At 67.7% G+C, this 13,670-nt stretch carries 25 protein-coding genes; all 25 read left to right on the top strand.

Translation table 11 applies throughout. The features are described from left to right. Window positions 1–113 precede the first annotated feature (113 nt). The 25 genes from rpsJ (at window position 114) to MED15_RS09660 (ending at window position 13,624) form a co-directional block, all read left to right on the top strand. Complete coding sequence (gene rpsJ / locus MED15_RS09780) at window positions 114–422, top strand: 30S ribosomal protein S10 (protein ID WP_007073037.1); 309 nt, start codon at window positions 114–116, stop codon at window positions 420–422. Window positions 423–433: 11 nt separating this feature from the next. Further along, complete coding sequence (gene rplC, locus MED15_RS09775) at window positions 434–1,099, top strand: 50S ribosomal protein L3 (RefSeq protein ID WP_091402403.1); 666 nt, start codon at window positions 434–436, stop codon at window positions 1,097–1,099. Further along, on the top strand, window positions 1,096–1,746 hold the full coding sequence (gene rplD / locus MED15_RS09770) for a 50S ribosomal protein L4 (RefSeq protein ID WP_030489587.1): 651 nt from the start codon (window positions 1,096–1,098) through the stop codon (window positions 1,744–1,746). The genes rplC and rplD overlap by 4 nt, the downstream gene beginning before the upstream one ends. Further along, on the top strand, window positions 1,743–2,045 hold the full coding sequence (gene rplW / locus MED15_RS09765) for a 50S ribosomal protein L23 (protein WP_007465304.1): 303 nt from the start codon (window positions 1,743–1,745) through the stop codon (window positions 2,043–2,045). Before rplD ends, rplW begins: the two co-directional genes overlap by 4 nt. Window positions 2,046–2,057: 12 nt before the next feature. Further along, window positions 2,058–2,897 carry a 50S ribosomal protein L2 gene (rplB, locus tag MED15_RS09760; RefSeq protein WP_088950237.1) on the top strand — a complete coding sequence of 280 codons (840 nt, stop codon included), beginning with the start codon at window positions 2,058–2,060 and terminating at the stop codon, window positions 2,895–2,897. 12 nt (window positions 2,898–2,909) lie between these two features. Then, complete coding sequence (gene rpsS, locus MED15_RS09755) at window positions 2,910–3,191, top strand: 30S ribosomal protein S19 (protein WP_007465299.1); 282 nt, start codon at window positions 2,910–2,912, stop codon at window positions 3,189–3,191. Window positions 3,192–3,232: 41 nt separating this feature from the next. Continuing rightward, window positions 3,233–3,691, top strand: a complete 459-nt coding sequence (gene rplV / locus MED15_RS09750) for a 50S ribosomal protein L22 (RefSeq protein ID WP_007465297.1) — start codon at window positions 3,233–3,235, stop codon at window positions 3,689–3,691. Beyond that, the gene (gene rpsC / locus MED15_RS09745; RefSeq protein ID WP_091402401.1) at window positions 3,691–4,560 is read left to right on the top strand and encodes a 30S ribosomal protein S3; all 870 of its coding nucleotides are present in this window, start codon (window positions 3,691–3,693) and stop codon (window positions 4,558–4,560) included. The genes rplV and rpsC overlap by 1 nt, the downstream gene beginning before the upstream one ends. A 3-nt stretch (window positions 4,561–4,563) precedes the next feature. After that, complete coding sequence (gene rplP, locus MED15_RS09740) at window positions 4,564–4,989, top strand: 50S ribosomal protein L16 (protein WP_053653940.1); 426 nt, start codon at window positions 4,564–4,566, stop codon at window positions 4,987–4,989. Beyond that, window positions 4,989–5,225 (top strand): 50S ribosomal protein L29, encoded by a 237-nt coding sequence (rpmC, locus tag MED15_RS09735; RefSeq protein ID WP_007465283.1) that lies wholly within the window; start codon window positions 4,989–4,991, stop codon window positions 5,223–5,225. Before rplP ends, rpmC begins: the two co-directional genes overlap by 1 nt. Continuing rightward, window positions 5,222–5,500, top strand: a complete 279-nt coding sequence (gene rpsQ, locus MED15_RS09730) for a 30S ribosomal protein S17 (RefSeq protein WP_112584814.1) — start codon at window positions 5,222–5,224, stop codon at window positions 5,498–5,500. Before rpmC ends, rpsQ begins: the two co-directional genes overlap by 4 nt. Before the next feature lie 97 nt (window positions 5,501–5,597). Further along, the gene (rplN, locus tag MED15_RS09725; RefSeq protein WP_007073026.1) at window positions 5,598–5,966 is read left to right on the top strand and encodes a 50S ribosomal protein L14; all 369 of its coding nucleotides are present in this window, start codon (window positions 5,598–5,600) and stop codon (window positions 5,964–5,966) included. Next, window positions 5,963–6,283 carry a 50S ribosomal protein L24 gene (rplX, locus tag MED15_RS09720; protein ID WP_172899047.1) on the top strand — a complete coding sequence of 107 codons (321 nt, stop codon included), beginning with the start codon at window positions 5,963–5,965 and terminating at the stop codon, window positions 6,281–6,283. Before rplN ends, rplX begins: the two co-directional genes overlap by 4 nt. Then, window positions 6,283–6,849 (top strand): 50S ribosomal protein L5, encoded by a 567-nt coding sequence (rplE, locus tag MED15_RS09715; protein ID WP_091402385.1) that lies wholly within the window; start codon window positions 6,283–6,285, stop codon window positions 6,847–6,849. Before rplX ends, rplE begins: the two co-directional genes overlap by 1 nt. A 1-nt stretch (window position 6,850) precedes the next feature. Then, window positions 6,851–7,036 (top strand): type Z 30S ribosomal protein S14, encoded by a 186-nt coding sequence (locus MED15_RS09710; protein ID WP_007465272.1) that lies wholly within the window; start codon window positions 6,851–6,853, stop codon window positions 7,034–7,036. A gap of 116 nt (window positions 7,037–7,152) precedes the next feature. After that, window positions 7,153–7,560, top strand: a complete 408-nt coding sequence (gene rpsH, locus MED15_RS09705; RefSeq protein WP_007465270.1) for a 30S ribosomal protein S8 — start codon at window positions 7,153–7,155, stop codon at window positions 7,558–7,560. 16 nt (window positions 7,561–7,576) lie between these two features. Beyond that, entirely contained in the window at window positions 7,577–8,119 is a 543-nt protein-coding gene (gene rplF, locus MED15_RS09700) for a 50S ribosomal protein L6 (protein WP_091402383.1), read from the top strand. Further along, window positions 8,116–8,505 (top strand): 50S ribosomal protein L18, encoded by a 390-nt coding sequence (gene rplR / locus MED15_RS09695; RefSeq protein WP_091402381.1) that lies wholly within the window; start codon window positions 8,116–8,118, stop codon window positions 8,503–8,505. Before rplF ends, rplR begins: the two co-directional genes overlap by 4 nt. A gap of 33 nt (window positions 8,506–8,538) precedes the next feature. Beyond that, window positions 8,539–9,153 (top strand): 30S ribosomal protein S5, encoded by a 615-nt coding sequence (gene rpsE, locus MED15_RS09690; RefSeq protein ID WP_074314587.1) that lies wholly within the window; start codon window positions 8,539–8,541, stop codon window positions 9,151–9,153. Then, the gene (gene rpmD / locus MED15_RS09685; RefSeq protein WP_007465262.1) at window positions 9,153–9,335 is read left to right on the top strand and encodes a 50S ribosomal protein L30; all 183 of its coding nucleotides are present in this window, start codon (window positions 9,153–9,155) and stop codon (window positions 9,333–9,335) included. Before rpsE ends, rpmD begins: the two co-directional genes overlap by 1 nt. Then, a complete protein-coding gene (gene rplO / locus MED15_RS09680; RefSeq protein ID WP_112584816.1) occupies window positions 9,335–9,778 on the top strand; it encodes a 50S ribosomal protein L15 in 444 nt (147 codons plus the stop codon). Before rpmD ends, rplO begins: the two co-directional genes overlap by 1 nt. A gap of 232 nt (window positions 9,779–10,010) precedes the next feature. Next, the gene (secY, locus tag MED15_RS09675) at window positions 10,011–11,339 is read left to right on the top strand and encodes a preprotein translocase subunit SecY (RefSeq protein ID WP_112584818.1); all 1,329 of its coding nucleotides are present in this window, start codon (window positions 10,011–10,013) and stop codon (window positions 11,337–11,339) included. Continuing rightward, the gene (locus tag MED15_RS09670) at window positions 11,340–11,993 is read left to right on the top strand and encodes an adenylate kinase (RefSeq protein ID WP_088950228.1); all 654 of its coding nucleotides are present in this window, start codon (window positions 11,340–11,342) and stop codon (window positions 11,991–11,993) included. 87 nt (window positions 11,994–12,080) lie between these two features. Next, entirely contained in the window at window positions 12,081–12,932 is an 852-nt protein-coding gene (gene map / locus MED15_RS09665; protein WP_091402377.1) for a type I methionyl aminopeptidase, read from the top strand. A 137-nt stretch (window positions 12,933–13,069) separates the two neighbouring features. Continuing rightward, window positions 13,070–13,624 (top strand): DUF1707 SHOCT-like domain-containing protein, encoded by a 555-nt coding sequence (locus MED15_RS09660; RefSeq protein WP_112584909.1) that lies wholly within the window; start codon window positions 13,070–13,072, stop codon window positions 13,622–13,624. The last annotated feature ends 46 nt before the right edge of the window (window positions 13,625–13,670 follow it).

The raw sequence follows: 13,670 nt of genomic DNA, 5'->3' as shown, positions 1-13,670 counted from the left end.
GCTCGGCCCGAGGGCGCGACACGCCCGACCGCGGGGGTCGGCGAAGTGGGCCTGTGCCAGCCGGTACAGGCGCCCGCAACACAGCGGCATCGAGAGAAGGAACAGAAGCCACCATGGCGGGACAGAAGATCCGCATCCGGCTCAAGGCCTATGACCACGAGGTCGTCGACTCCTCGGCTCGGAAGATCGTCGAGACGGTGACGCGCACCGGGGCGCAGGTCGCGGGCCCGGTGCCGCTGCCCACGGAGATCAACCGTTTCTGCGTTATCCGCTCGCCGCACAAGTACAAGGACTCGCGCGAGCACTTCGAGATGCGCACGCACAAGCGGCTGATCGACATCATCGACCCGACCCCGAAGACGGTCGACTCGCTCATGCGCCTCGACCTGCCGGCTGGCGTCGACATCGAGATCAAGCTGTAGGGACCGGACAAATGGACAGGCAAGTCAAGGGGATCCTGGGCGCCAAGCTCGGCATGACCCAGGTCTGGGAGAACAACCGTGTTGTTCCCGTGACCGTGGTCGAGGCCGGCCCGTGCGTCATCAGCCAGGTTCGTAGCGCCGAGAAGGACGGTTACTCCGCGGTCCAGCTCGCGTACGGCACCATCGACCCGCGCAAGGTCAAGAAGCCGATCAGCGGGCACTACGCCAAGGCGGACGTGGCGCCGCGCCGGCACATCGTCGAGCTGCGCACCACTGACGCTGGGGAATACTCGCTCGGCCAGGAAGTCACGGTCGAGGAGTTCCCGGCCGGCGTCACCATCGACGTCACCGGCAAGACCAAGGGCAAGGGCTACGCCGGCCCGATGAAGCGGCACGGCTTCCACGGCCTGGGCGCCGGGCACGGCGTCGAGCGCAAGCACCGCTCGCCCGGTTCCATCGGCGCCTGCGCCACTCCGGGTCGTGTCTTCAAGGGCACCCGGATGGCCGGTCGTATGGGTGGCGTTCGGTACACCGTGCAGAACCTCACCGTCCAGGCGGTCGACACCGAGAACAACCTGCTGCTCGTCCGGGGTGCCATTCCTGGTCCCAAGGGCGCGCTCGTTCTGGTCCGTACCGCGGCCAAGAGCAAGGTGAAGAAGGGCGGTGCGGCCAAGTGACCACCGTTGACGTGCGCACCGTCGAAGGCACCACCAGCGGCTCCGTGGAGCTGCCGGAGGACATCTTCGACGTGCAGGCCAACGTCGCGCTGATGCACCAGGTCGTGGTGGCCCAGCTCGCGGCGGCCCGACAGGGCACGCACAAGGCCAAGACCCGCGGCGAGGTCGCCGGTGGCGGCAAGAAGCCGTACAAGCAGAAGGGCACCGGTCGCGCCCGGCAGGGCTCGATCCGCGCGCCGCAGTTCGCCGGCGGTGGCGTCGTGCACGGTCCCGTGCCGCGCGACTACAGCCAGCGGACCCCGAAGAAGATGAAGGCCGCCGCTCTGCGGGGTGCCCTCTCCGACCGGGCCCGCGCCGGGCAGGTGCACGTCGTCGAGGCGTTCGTCTCGGGCGAGAAGCCGTCGACCAAGGCGGCCCTGGCCACGCTGACCAAGCTCACCGAGGCCCGTCGGGTCCTGGTCGTGCTGAGCAGCACCGACGAGCTGAACTGGGTGTCGCTGCGCAACGAGCCGCGCGTGCACCTGATCGAGTCCGGCCAGCTGAACACGTACGACGTGCTCGTGGCCGACGACGTGGTCTTCACCAAGGACGCCCTGGACGAGTTCCTGGGCGTGCCCGCCGAGACCACCGAGGAGGGTGGCAAGTGAGCACGATCGCCGACCCGCGCGACATCATCGTGGCGCCGGTCGTCTCGGAGAAGAGCTACAGCGAGCTGAACCGGAACTGGTACACCTTCCTGGTGCACCCGGACGCGAATAAGACCGAGATCAAGATCGCTATCCAGCAGATCTTCAACGTCCGCGTCCTGACGGTCAACACGCTCAACCGCCAGGGTAAGCGCAAGCGCACCAAGACCGGCTTCGGTCAGCGCAAGGCGACCAAGCGGGCGATCGTGAAGCTGGCTGACGGTGACCGCATCGAGGCCTTCGGCGGCCCGGTCAGCTGAGGGGTGTAGACAATGGCTATCCGTAAGTACAAGCCGACGACGCCGGGCCGACGTGGCTCGAGTGTCGCTGACTTCGCCGAGATCACCCGGTCCACGCCGGAAAAGTCGCTGCTGGCTCCGTTGCCGAAGAAGGGCGGGCGTAACGCCCACGGCCGGATCACCACGCGGCACCACGGTGGCGGTCACAAGCGTCAGTACCGTCTGATCGACTTCAAGCGGGTCGACAAGGACGGCGTGCCGGCGAAGGTCGCTCACATCGAGTACGACCCGAACCGCACGGCGCGCATCGCGCTGCTGCACTACGCCGACGGCGAGAAGCGGTACATCATCGCGCCGAAGGACATGAAGCAGGGCGACCGTGTCGAGTCCGGCCCGGGCGCCGACATCAAGCCGGGTAACAACCTGCCGCTGCGCAACATCCCGGTCGGTACCACGATTCACAACGTGGAGCTGCGTCCGGGTGGCGGGGCCAAGCTGGCCCGTTCCGCCGGCGTCGGCATCCAGCTGCTCGGCCGCGAGGGCGCGTACGCGACCCTGCGTATGCCGTCCGGCGAGATCCGGCGGGTGGACGTGCGCTGCCGCGCCAGCGTCGGCGAGATCGGCAACGCCGACCAGTCGAACATCAACTGGGGTAAGGCCGGCCGGATGCGGTGGAAGGGCAAGCGCCCGACCGTCCGTGGTGTCGCCATGAACCCGGTCGACCACCCGCACGGTGGTGGTGAGGGTAAGACCTCCGGTGGTCGCCACCCGGTCAACCCGCAGGGTAAGCCCGAGGGCCGCACCCGCCGTAAGGGCCAGCCGAGTGACCGGCTGATCGTCCGCCGCCGCTACGCCACGCGTAAGCGCGGCTGAGGGAGATAAGACATGCCTCGCAGCCTGAAGAAGGGCCCGTTCGTAGACGACCACCTGCTCAAGAAGGTGGAAGTTCAGAACGACAAGGGCTCCAAGAACGTGATCAAGACCTGGTCGCGGCGCTCGACGATCATCCCCGAGATGCTGGGGCACACGATCGCCGTGCATGACGGACGCAAGCACGTCCCGGTGTTCGTGACCGAGGCGATGGTCGGGCACAAGCTCGGCGAGTTCGCGCTGACCCGCACGTTCAAGGGTCACGAGAAGGACGACCGGAAGAGCCGTCGGCGCTGACGCCGCGGGCATACGGATAGAGGGAACAAGGGGTTACAGCGATGCCAGGAAAGGGCGACGCTCCGGTGCTTCCGGGCGCGCGGGCGGTTGCGCGGCACGTGCGCATCTCGCCGATGAAGGCGCGCCGGGTGGTCAACCTCGTCCGCGGCCTGCCCGCGAAGGAGGCGCTCACGGTGCTGCAGTTCGCGCCGCAGGCTGCGAGCGAGCAGGTGTACAAGGTGCTCGCTAGCGCGATCGCCAACGCGGAGAACAACGAGCGGCTGGACCCCGACGCGCTGCTCGTCAGCGAGGCCTTCGTGGACGAGGGCCCGACGATGAAGCGGTTCCAGCCGCGGGCGCAGGGTCGGGCGTACCGAATCCGCAAGCGCACCTGCCACATCACTGTGGCGGTCGAAGCGGTCGCGCCGGCAGCGCCGAGGAAGGCCGCGGCGAAGAAGGCCGCCCCGGCCACGGAGGCCGCACCGGCCGAAGCGCAGAGCAAGACGGAGGACGCCGAGTAATGGGTCAGAAGGTTCACCCCACTGGGTTCCGGCTCGGCATCTCGACCGACTGGAAGTCCCGCTGGTTCGCGGACAAGCTCTACAAGGACTACATCGGCGAGGATGTCAAGATCCGCCGCATGATGTCCAAGGGCCTCGAGCGTGCCGGGATTTCCAAGGTCGACATCGAGCGCACCCGCGACCGGGTCCGGGTCGACATCCACACCGCCCGGCCGGGCATTGTCATCGGCCGTAAGGGTGCGGAGGCCGACCGGATCCGCGGCGAGCTTGAGAAGCTCACCGGCAAGCAGGTTCAGCTGAACATCATCGAGGTGAAGAACCCCGAGTCGGACGCTCAGCTGGTCGCGCAGGGCGTGGCCGAGCAGCTGTCCAGCCGGGTCAGCTTCCGTCGGGCGATGCGCAAGGCCATGCAGTCGGCGATGAAGAACCCGGTCTGCAAGGGCATCCGGGTTCAGGTCTCGGGTCGCCTCGGCGGCGCCGAGATGAGCCGGACCGAGTTCTACCGTGAGGGCCGGGTTCCGCTGCACACGCTGCGGGCCAACATCGAGTACGGCTTCTTCGAGGCCCGTACCACGTTCGGTCGGATCGGTGTGAAGGTCTGGATCTACAAGGGCGACGCCGTCCCGGGCCGGGAAGCTCCGGCCGAGGCCGGTCCGTCCCGCCCGCGTCGTGGTGAGCGCGGCGACCGTCCCGAGCGTCCGCGCCGTGGCCGGTCGGGTTCGTCCGGCACCACGGCTGGTGGCACCGAGGCCGGTCGGGCTGCTGCGACCACCATCGCGCAGCAGGCCGAGACGCCGAGCGGCGAGCCGGTCGACAGCGCAGCTGTCGCCGCCACTGCTGCTCCGGCAGAAACGCAGCAGGAGGGCTGACAGATGCTGATGCCGCGCAAGCCCCCGAAGGGCTTCCGCAAGCCGCACCACCCGGACCGCAGTGGCGCGTCCAAGGGTGGTAACCGGGTGGTGTTCGGCGAGTTCGGGATCCAGGCTCTCGAGCCGGCGTACGTGACGAACCGGCAGATCGAGTCGGCACGTATCGCGATGACTCGCCACATCAAGCGTGGTGGCAAGGTCTGGATCACGATCTTCCCGGACCAGGCCCTCACCAAGAAGCCTGCCGAGACCCGGATGGGTTCCGGTAAGGGTTCGCCCGAGTGGTGGGTCGCCAACGTCAAGCCGGGGCGGGTTCTCTTCGAGATGTCCTTCCCCAACGAGCAGACCGCGCGAGAGGCCATGCGTCGCGCGATCCACAAGCTCCCGATGAAGTGCCGCATTGTTACGCGCGAAGTGGGTGAATCCTGATGGCAGCGGGCGTTAAGGCGACCGAGCTGCGTGAGCTCTCCGAAGAGGAGCTGGTCACGAAGCTGCGGGAGGCCAAGGCGGAGCTGTTCAACCTCCGCGTGCAGGCCGCAACCGGGCAGCTGGACAACAACCGGCGGTTGCAGGTCATCCGTCGGGAGATCGCCCGGATCTACACGATCATGCGCGAGCGCGAGCTGGGGCTCTCGGCCGCGCCGACTGAGGTGACTGCATCATGACCGAAGACACCGCCACCGCCACCGCGCGGTCCCGCCGCAAGGTCCGTGAGGGCCTGGTGGTCAGCGACAAGATGGACAAGACCGTCGTGGTCGAGGTCGAGGACCGGGTTCGGCACGCTCTGTACGGCAAGATCATGCGCCGTACGAGCAAGCTGAAGGTGCACGACGAGCAGAACGCCGCTGGCACCGGTGACCGGGTTCTCATCATGGAGACCCGGCCGCTGAGCGCCACCAAGCGTTGGCGGATCGTGGAGATCCTGGAAAAGGCCAAGTAGCGAAGGCTCGAGCTCGCCCGGCGTTGCGTCGGGCGTAGGTTCCGCCAGGCTCCGGCCGCTACGGCGGCCGGAGAACCGGCAGACATAGGAGATAGACGTGATTCAGCAGGAGTCGCGACTGCGCGTCGCCGACAACACGGGTGCTCGGGAGATCCTGTGCATCCGGGTTCTCGGTGGCTCGGGTCGGCGCTACGCGAGCATCGGCGACGTCATCGTGGCCACGGTCAAGGACGCGATCCCGGGTGCTGGTGTGAAGAAGGGCGACGTCGTCAAGGCTGTCGTCGTTCGCACCGCCAAGGAGAAGCGGCGTCCGGACGGCTCGTACATCCGCTTCGACGAGAACGCCGCCGTCATCATCAAGGACGGCGGGGACCCGCGTGGAACCCGTATCTTCGGCCCGGTGGGCCGGGAGCTGCGGGACAAGCGGTTCATGAAGATTATTTCCCTCGCGCCGGAGGTGTTGTGACCGTGAAGGTCAAGAAGGGCGACACGGTCGTCGTCATCGCCGGCAAGGACAAGGGTGCCAAGGGCAAGGTCATTCAGGCCTACCCGCGGCAGGACAAGGTCCTGGTCGAGGGCGTGAACCGGGTCAAGAAGCACACCCGCATCAGCACCACCCAGCGTGGCGCCAAGACCGGCGGCATCGTCACTCAGGAGGCCCCGATCCACGTCTCGAACGTGCAGGTCCTGGACTCCGACGGCAAGCCGACCCGCGTCGGTTACCGGATCGACGACAACGGCCAGAAGGTCCGCATCGCGCGTAGCACCGGTAAGGACCTGTGATGACCACGGCTACCGAAAAGACCCTGCCGCGCCTCAAGGAGCGGTACCGCAACGAGATCGTGGCCCAGCTGCGTGAGCAGCGCAGCTACGGCAACCCCATGCAGGTGCCGCGGCTGGTCAAGATCGTCGTCAACATGGGTGTCGGCGAGGCTGCTCGCGACGCCAAGCTGATCGACGGCGCGGTCCGCGACCTCGCCACGATCACCGGCCAGAAGCCGCAGGTGCGGCGGGCGACCAAGTCCATCGCGCAGTTCAAGCTCCGCGAGGGCATGCCGATCGGCGCGAAGGTCACCCTTCGCGGCGACCGGATGTGGGAGTTCATGGACCGGCTGCTCTCCATCGCGCTGCCGCGTATCCGCGACTTCCGCGGCCTGGACGGGCGCAAGCTGGACGGGCACGGCAACTACACGTTCGGTCTGACCGAGCAGTCGGTGTTCCACGAGATCGACCAGGACCGGATCGATCGCCAGCGGGGCATGGACATCACGGTGGTCACGACCGCCACGACCGACGACGAGGGCCGGGCGCTGCTCAAGCTCCTGGGCTTCCCGTTCAAGGAGAACTGAGATGGCCAAGAAGGCGCTGATCATCAAGGCGGCCGCGAAGCCGAAGTTCTCGGTTCGCGCGTACACCCGCTGCCAGCGGTGCGGGCGTCCGAAGGCGGTCTACCGCAAGTTCGGGCTCTGCCGGGTCTGCATCCGGGAGATGGCTCACCGCGGTGAGCTGCCGGGCGTGTCCAAGGCTTCCTGGTAAGGGCGACCGCGTCCCGGCCGTCGGCCGGGAACTCCTGCACCGATTAGGTATTGCTCTTCGCCGTAGGCCCGGGGCTGATGCCCCGGGAACCCCGGCGAGAAAGGCTGACGAAATCCATGACGATGACCGACCCGATCGCAGACATGCTCACGCGTCTGCGTAACGCCAACCAGGCGTACCACGATCAGGTGAAGATGCCCTACTCCAAGATCAAGGCGAACATCGCCGAGGTCCTGAAGGCCGAGGGTTACATCGCCACCTGGTCGGTCGAGGAGCCCGAGGAGGGCGCCGTCGGCAAGCGACTGGTCGTCGAGCTGAAGTACGGCCAGAACCGCGAGCGGAGCCTGGCCGGCATCAAGCGCGTGTCCAAGCCCGGTCTCCGGGTGTACGCCAAGTCGGACGGGCTCCCGCGGGTGCTCGGTGGGCTGGGCGTGGCGATCATTTCGACGTCCCAGGGGCTGCTGACCGACCGGCAGGCCCGCAAGCGGAGTGTTGGCGGGGAAGTCCTCGCCTTCGTCTGGTAACGGGAGACAGGTAGAAATGTCGCGAATTGGACGTAAGTCGATCCCGGTGCCAGCCGGCGTCGACATCACGATCGACGGGCAGACCGTCAAGGTCAAGGGCCCCAAGGGCCAGCTCCAGCACACCCTCGCCGAGCCGATCACGGTCGAGCGGGCCGAGGATGGGCAGCTGAGCGTCAACCGGCCGAACGACGAGCGCAAGGCCAAGGAACTTCACGGCCTGAGCCGTACGCTGGTTGCCAACATGATCGTCGGGGTCACCGAGGGCTACCGCAAGAGCCTGGAGATCGCCGGCACCGGTTACCGGGTCACCGCCAAGGGTTCGGACCTCGAGTTCGCGCTCGGGTTCTCGCACCCGGTGGTCGTCCCCGCCCCGGCGGGCATCACCTTCACGGTGGAGCGGCCGACCCTGTTCCACGTGGCTGGCATCGACAAGCAGCAGGTCGGTGAGGTCGCCGCCAACATCCGGAAGATCCGCCCGCCGGAGCCCTACAAGGGCAAGGGCGTCAAGTACCAGGGCGAGGTCATCCGCCGCAAGGCTGGAAAGGCAGGTAAGAAGTGAGCGCCACGCTGCTCAAGCGCCGCCGCGGTGTCGCCGCCAAGCGCGCCGTTGGGCGTGCGCGTCGACACTTCCGCGTCCGCAAGAACGTCAGCGGTACGGCCGAGCGTCCGCGCCTGGTCGTCACCCGCTCGCTGCGGCACATGGTCGCCCAGGTCGTCGACGACACCAAGGGTCACACCCTGGCGTCGGCGTCGACCCTGGACGCCTCGCTGCGCGGTGCGGAGGGCGACAAGAGCGCCCTGGCTGGCAAGGTGGGCGCGCTGCTCGCCGAGCGGGCCAAGGCCGCCGGCGTCTCCAAGGTCGTCTTCGACCGCGGCGGCAACCGGTACGCGGGGCGAGTCGCCGCGCTTGCCGACGCCGCCCGCGAAGCCGGGCTCGAGTTCTAACAACCCCGTCACGAGAGAGAAGGAAGGCTGCTGATGCCAGGTCAACAGCGCCGTGGCGGCGGGTCCGGTGGCAACGAGGGTGGTCGCCGCGACAACCGCCGTGAGGGCGGCCGCGGAAACGCGCCCGTCGAGAAGACCCCGCACCTTGAGCGGGTCGTCGCGATCAACCGCGTCGCCAAGGTCGTGAAGGGCGGTCGTCGCTTCAGCTTCACCGCCCTGGTGATCGTGGGCGACGGCGACGGCACGGTCGGCGTGGGCTACGGAAAGGCCAAGGAGGTGCCCGCGGCCATCGCCAAGGGTGTCGAGGAGGCCAAGAAGCACTTCTTCAAGGTCCCGCGGATCGGTCAGTCGATCCCGCACCCGGTGACGGGTGAGGACGCCGCTGGTGTGGTGCTGCTCAAGCCGGCCTCGGCCGGTACGGGTGTCATCGCCGGTGGACCGGTGCGTGCCGTGCTGGAGTGCGCTGGGATCCACGACGTGCTCTCCAAGAGCCTCGGTTCGTCGAACCCGATCAACATCGTGCACGCCACCGTGGCGGCCCTGAAGGGGCTTGAGTCCCCCGAGCAGGTCGCGGCGCGTCGTGGTCTGCCGGTGGAGGACGTCGCGCCGGCCGCCATGCTGGCGTCGCGTGCGGGGGTGGCGCACTGATGGCACGCCTGAAGGTCACCCAGCTCCGGTCCGGTATCGGGACCAAGCACAACCAGCGTGAGTCGCTGCGTTCGCTCGGTCTCAAGCGGATCAACGACGTGGTGGTCAAGGAGGACCGGCCCGAGATCCGCGGCATGATCTTCACTGTGAGCCACCTCGTGAAGGTCGAGGAGGTCGAGTAATGACGATCAAGGTGCATCACCTGCGCCCGGCGCCCGGTTCCAAGACCGCGAAGACCCGTGTGGGTCGCGGTGAGGGTTCCAAGGGCAAGACCGCTGGTCGCGGTACCAAGGGTTCCAAGGCCCGCAAGAACATCTCGGCGGCGTTCGAGGGTGGGCAGATGCCCATCCACATGCGCCTGCCGAAGATGAAGGGCTTCAAGAACAAGTTCAAGGTGGTCTTCCAGGTGGTCAACCTGGACCGACTCGCTGAGCTGTTCCCGAATGGTGGTCAGGTCGGCCCGCTGGAGCTCGTCGAGTCCGGCGCGGTCCGCAAGGGTCACCCGGTCAAGGTCCTCGGCACCGGGGACCTCGGCGGTGTGGCGCTCCAGGTGTCCGCGCACGCGTTCAGTGCGTCGGCCAAGGAGAAGATCGCTGCTGCCGGTGGCTCCACCACCGAGCTGTAAGGCGTACGACCATGGCGCCCGTCCAGTTGAGAGCAACTGGCGGGCGCCATGGTCTGCCTGGGGCCTGAGCGCCCGGTAACATCGGAATCGATTTATGTAGTCGGGCGCATCTGCCCGGACCGGGGTGAGGCTGTTAGAGTCCCATCCCAGCCATGGATTGCGGGCACTCGCCCGTGATCCACCCCGACCCGCCAGGGATCACCGGCGGCCCGCCTCGCGCAGGAGGAAGAAGTTGCTGTCCGCCTTTCTCAGTGCGTTCCGTACGCCTGACCTGCGCAAGAAGCTGCTGTTCACAGTAGGCATCATCGCGGTCTACCGGCTGGGTGCAACGCTCCCCAGCCCGGGCGTCTCGTACGGCAACGTGCAGAAGTGCCTCGACACCATCCAGGGTGACACCACCGGGGTGGTGAACCTTCTCAACCTCTTCTCCGGCGGAGCGCTGCTACAGCTCTCGGTCTTCGCGCTGGGCATCATGCCCTACATCACCGCGTCGATCATCCTGCAGCTGCTGACCGTCGTGATCCCACGCCTTGAGCAGCTCCGCAAGGAGGGCCAGGCCGGTCAGGCGAAGATCACCCAGTACACCCGCTACCTGACCCTCGGTCTCGGTGTGCTGCAGGCCTCGGCGTTCGTGGCGCTGGCCCGCTCGGGTCAGCTGTTCCAGAACCGCTGCGACCAGTTCCCGATCATCCCCACCGGCACCGGCATCCCGGACTGGCTGACCCTGGCCATCCTGGTGATGACGATGACCGCCGGCACCGGCATGGTCATGTGGCTCGGTGAGCTGATCACCGACCGCGGCGTCGGCAACGGCATGTCCGTCCTGATCTTCACCTCGATCGCGGCGCGGCTGCCCAGCGAGGGCTGGCAGATCAAGACCAGCAAGGGCTGGGACATGTTCGCCCTGGTCATCGCGCTGGTCCTGGTGGTCATCACCGCTGTCACCTTCATCGAGCAGGCGCAGCGCCGGATCCCGGTGCAGTACGCCAAGCGGATGATCGGCCGGCGGATGTACGGCGGCACCTCGACCTACATCCCGCTCAAGGTCAACCAGGCGGGTGTGATCCCGGTCATCTTCGGCTCGTCGCTGCTCTACCTGCCGCAGTTGGCGCTGCAGTTCTTCGACCAGACGGACCCGGGCAAGACCCAGTCGTGGATCCAGAACAACCTGGTCAACCCGAGCAGCCCGATCTACATCTCGGTCTACTTCCTGCTGATCATCTTCTTCACGTACTTCTACGTCTCGATCACGTTCAACCCGACCGAGGTCGCGGACAACATGAAGAAGTACGGCGGGTTCGTGCCGGGTATCCGCCCGGGCAAGCCGACCGCCGACTACCTGGACTTCATCCTCAGCCGGATCACCCTGCCGGGCGCGCTCTACCTCGGCGTCATCTCGATCCTGCCGAACTTCTTCTTCATCTGGCTGGACAACCAGCAGTACCAGAACTTCCCGTTCGGCGGCACCGCTGTGCTCATCATGGTCGGCGTCGGTCTGGAGACCGTGAAGCAGATCGAGAGCCAACTCATGCAGCGGAACTACGAAGGGTTCCTGCGGTAGATGAGACTCGTTCTGGTTGGCCCGCCGGGCGCGGGCAAGGGCACGCAGGCCGAGTTCATCGCCGCGCACCTCTCGGTGCCGAAGATTTCGACCGGAGACATCTTCCGGTCGAACGTCACCCAGGGCACGCCGCTCGGTGTCGAGGCGAAGCGGTACATGGACGCGGGCGAGCTGGTTCCGGACGAGGTCACCATCAACATGGTCCGGGACCGGCTGGCCGAGCCCGACGCCAGCGAGGGTTTCCTGCTCGACGGCTTCCCGCGGACGACTCCGCAGGCGGCCGCTCTGGACAAGCTCCTGGCCGATCTGGGCACCGCCCTGGATCTGGTCCTGGAGCTGGTCGTCGACGACGACGAGGTGATCCGGCGGCTCTCCGGCAGGCGTACCTGCCGGGGCTGCGGCAAGATCTGGCACGTCGAGTTCGACGCCACCACCCGGCCCGGCATCTGTGACCGGTGCGGCGCCGAGCTGTTCCAGCGCGACGACGACAAGCCGGAAACGATCGCCACGCGGCTTCGTGAGTACAGCGAGAAGACCGCACCCCTGGTCGACTACTACGGCGCTCAGGGCAAGCTGGTCGGGATCGACGCCACCGGGCCGGTGGAGGACGTCACCACCCGGGCCATCGACGCGTTGCGGTCGTACGGCGGCTGAGGTCCGGCCGGGCCACGGCGGATAGAGTGCGAACAGCGGGGTACGCGTTATGTGCCCCGCTGTTCGGCAACGAAAGGTAAACGCTCCATGCGTCGTCCCCAGCTGGACATCCAGCTGAAGACCCCTGACCAGATCGAGAAGATGCGGGCCGCCGGGCTGGTGGTGGCCGAGGCGCTGCGCCGGATGCGGGAGGCTGTCGCCCCCGGTGTGAGCACCGCCGATCTGGACGCCATCGCCGAGGCGACCATCCGAGAGGCGGGCGGCGTTCCGTCGTTCAAGGGCTACCACGGTTTTCCGGCGTCGATCTGCTCCTCGGTCAACGAGCAGATCGTGCACGCCATCCCGTCGCCGAAGCAGGTGCTCCAGGCCGGTGACCTGATCTCCATCGACTGCGGCGCGGTGCTGGACGGGTGGCACGGCGACTCCGCGATCACGGTCGGGGTCGGTGACGTCGACCCGGCGCTGCTGAAGATGGCCGAGGTCGCCGAGGACGCGATGTGGGCCGGCATCGCCGCCGCGGCGCGTGGCGCGGCCAGCGGCAAGGGCCGCCTCACCGACATCTCGCACGCCGTGGAGACCGCTGTCCGCAAGGGCGGCCGGTACGGCATCGTCGACGGCTACGGCGGACACGGCATCGGCACCGAGATGCACCAGGACCCACACGTGCTCAACCACGGTCGGCCGGGCAAGGGTCCGCGACTGGTCCCCGGGATGGCCCTGGCCATCGAGCCGATGATCACCATGGCGTCCCCGCGTACGGCTGAGTTGGCCGACGGGTGGACGGTCGTCACCCGGGACGGCTCGGTGGCCGCGCACGTCGAACACTCGATGGCGCTGCTGCCGGACGGCGTCTGGGTGCTCACCGCGTTCGACGGTGGCCGGGCGCGCCTGGGGGACCTGGTGACCGCCCGCCAGCCCGCCGCCACAAAAACCCCCTGATCCCGCCTCGACCGCCCTTCCGGCCGTCGATCATGAAGTTATTGCCCCGACACGCCGATGAGGCGGGCAACAACTTCATGATCGACCGGGTGTCGGCGTTCCGGCGGGAGTGGCACGACGGTGGCATGCTTGCCGGCATGGACGGGCGCGACGGGATGCGAGCCGCGGATTCGGACCGTTCGGCGGTGGCCGACCGGTTGCGGGTCGCCCTCGACGAGGGCCGACTGGATCTGCACGAGTACGACGAGCGGTTGCAGCGGGCCTACGCGGCACGCACGTACGCCGACCTTGAGGCGCTGCTCACCGACCTGCCGCCGGTGACGCCGGCGCAGCGGTCGGGCCTGGCGCCGGTTGCCGGGTCGACGGTGAGCCTGCTGGGCGACCAGCTCGATCCGGCCCCCAGCAGGGGCGTCACCGCTCGCTGGATGGCCGAGGTGTGGTTCCCGTACCTGCGGGTGATCGCCATCGTGGTGACCATCTGGGCGGTGACGTCGGTGCTCAGCCAGGACCTGCTCTACTTCTGGCCGGCCTGGGTGGCGGGGCCGTGGGGCGCGGTGCTGGTGGTCCGCACGGTCAGCGGGCTGGCCGCGAAGGAGCCCCAACGCCAGGCCGTCAAGCGCCAACGCCGCCGAGAGCGCAAGCAGGCAAAGCGCGCCCTCAAATCGGACGACCAGCCCCCAACAACCCCCTGACCCCCGACCCCCCGACCGCACCGCCGACCCCCTGTTGATCATGAAG

Origin of the sequence: Micromonospora noduli (assembly GCF_003264475.1) — a bacterium.
In the GTDB taxonomy this organism is placed as follows: domain Bacteria; phylum Actinomycetota; class Actinomycetes; order Mycobacteriales; family Micromonosporaceae; genus Micromonospora; species Micromonospora noduli.
Note: the sequence above shows the minus strand (reverse complement) of the source record. Positions and strands in the feature narration are given on the sequence as shown.

What these genes read in the sequence shown, in the direction of transcription:
- MED15_RS09710 (WP_007465272.1), top strand. Translation starts at nt 6,851, where the DNA reads ATGGCCAAGAAGGCGCTGATCATCAAGGCGGCCGCGAAGCCGAAGTTC.
- rplV (WP_007465297.1), top strand. Translation starts at nt 3,233, where the DNA reads ATGCCAGGAAAGGGCGACGCTCCGGTGCTTCCGGGCGCGCGGGCGGTT.
- rpsC (WP_091402401.1), top strand. Translation starts at nt 3,691, where the DNA reads ATGGGTCAGAAGGTTCACCCCACTGGGTTCCGGCTCGGCATCTCGACC.
- map (WP_091402377.1), top strand. Translation starts at nt 12,081, where the DNA reads ATGCGTCGTCCCCAGCTGGACATCCAGCTGAAGACCCCTGACCAGATC.
- rplB (WP_088950237.1), top strand. Translation starts at nt 2,058, where the DNA reads ATGGCTATCCGTAAGTACAAGCCGACGACGCCGGGCCGACGTGGCTCG.
- rplO (WP_112584816.1), top strand. Translation starts at nt 9,335, where the DNA reads ATGACGATCAAGGTGCATCACCTGCGCCCGGCGCCCGGTTCCAAGACC.
- MED15_RS09670 (WP_088950228.1), top strand. Translation starts at nt 11,340, where the DNA reads ATGAGACTCGTTCTGGTTGGCCCGCCGGGCGCGGGCAAGGGCACGCAG.
- rpmC (WP_007465283.1), top strand. Translation starts at nt 4,989, where the DNA reads ATGGCAGCGGGCGTTAAGGCGACCGAGCTGCGTGAGCTCTCCGAAGAG.
- rplP (WP_053653940.1), top strand. Translation starts at nt 4,564, where the DNA reads ATGCTGATGCCGCGCAAGCCCCCGAAGGGCTTCCGCAAGCCGCACCAC.
- rpsQ (WP_112584814.1), top strand. Translation starts at nt 5,222, where the DNA reads ATGACCGAAGACACCGCCACCGCCACCGCGCGGTCCCGCCGCAAGGTC.
- rplF (WP_091402383.1), top strand. Translation starts at nt 7,577, where the DNA reads ATGTCGCGAATTGGACGTAAGTCGATCCCGGTGCCAGCCGGCGTCGAC.
- MED15_RS09660 (WP_112584909.1), top strand. Translation starts at nt 13,070, where the DNA reads ATGGACGGGCGCGACGGGATGCGAGCCGCGGATTCGGACCGTTCGGCG.
- rpsH (WP_007465270.1), top strand. Translation starts at nt 7,153, where the DNA reads ATGACGATGACCGACCCGATCGCAGACATGCTCACGCGTCTGCGTAAC.
- rplC (WP_091402403.1), top strand. Translation starts at nt 434, where the DNA reads ATGGACAGGCAAGTCAAGGGGATCCTGGGCGCCAAGCTCGGCATGACC.
- rpsJ (WP_007073037.1), top strand. Translation starts at nt 114, where the DNA reads ATGGCGGGACAGAAGATCCGCATCCGGCTCAAGGCCTATGACCACGAG.
- rplE (WP_091402385.1), top strand. Translation starts at nt 6,283, where the DNA reads ATGACCACGGCTACCGAAAAGACCCTGCCGCGCCTCAAGGAGCGGTAC.
- rpsS (WP_007465299.1), top strand. Translation starts at nt 2,910, where the DNA reads ATGCCTCGCAGCCTGAAGAAGGGCCCGTTCGTAGACGACCACCTGCTC.
- rpmD (WP_007465262.1), top strand. Translation starts at nt 9,153, where the DNA reads ATGGCACGCCTGAAGGTCACCCAGCTCCGGTCCGGTATCGGGACCAAG.
- rpsE (WP_074314587.1), top strand. Translation starts at nt 8,539, where the DNA reads ATGCCAGGTCAACAGCGCCGTGGCGGCGGGTCCGGTGGCAACGAGGGT.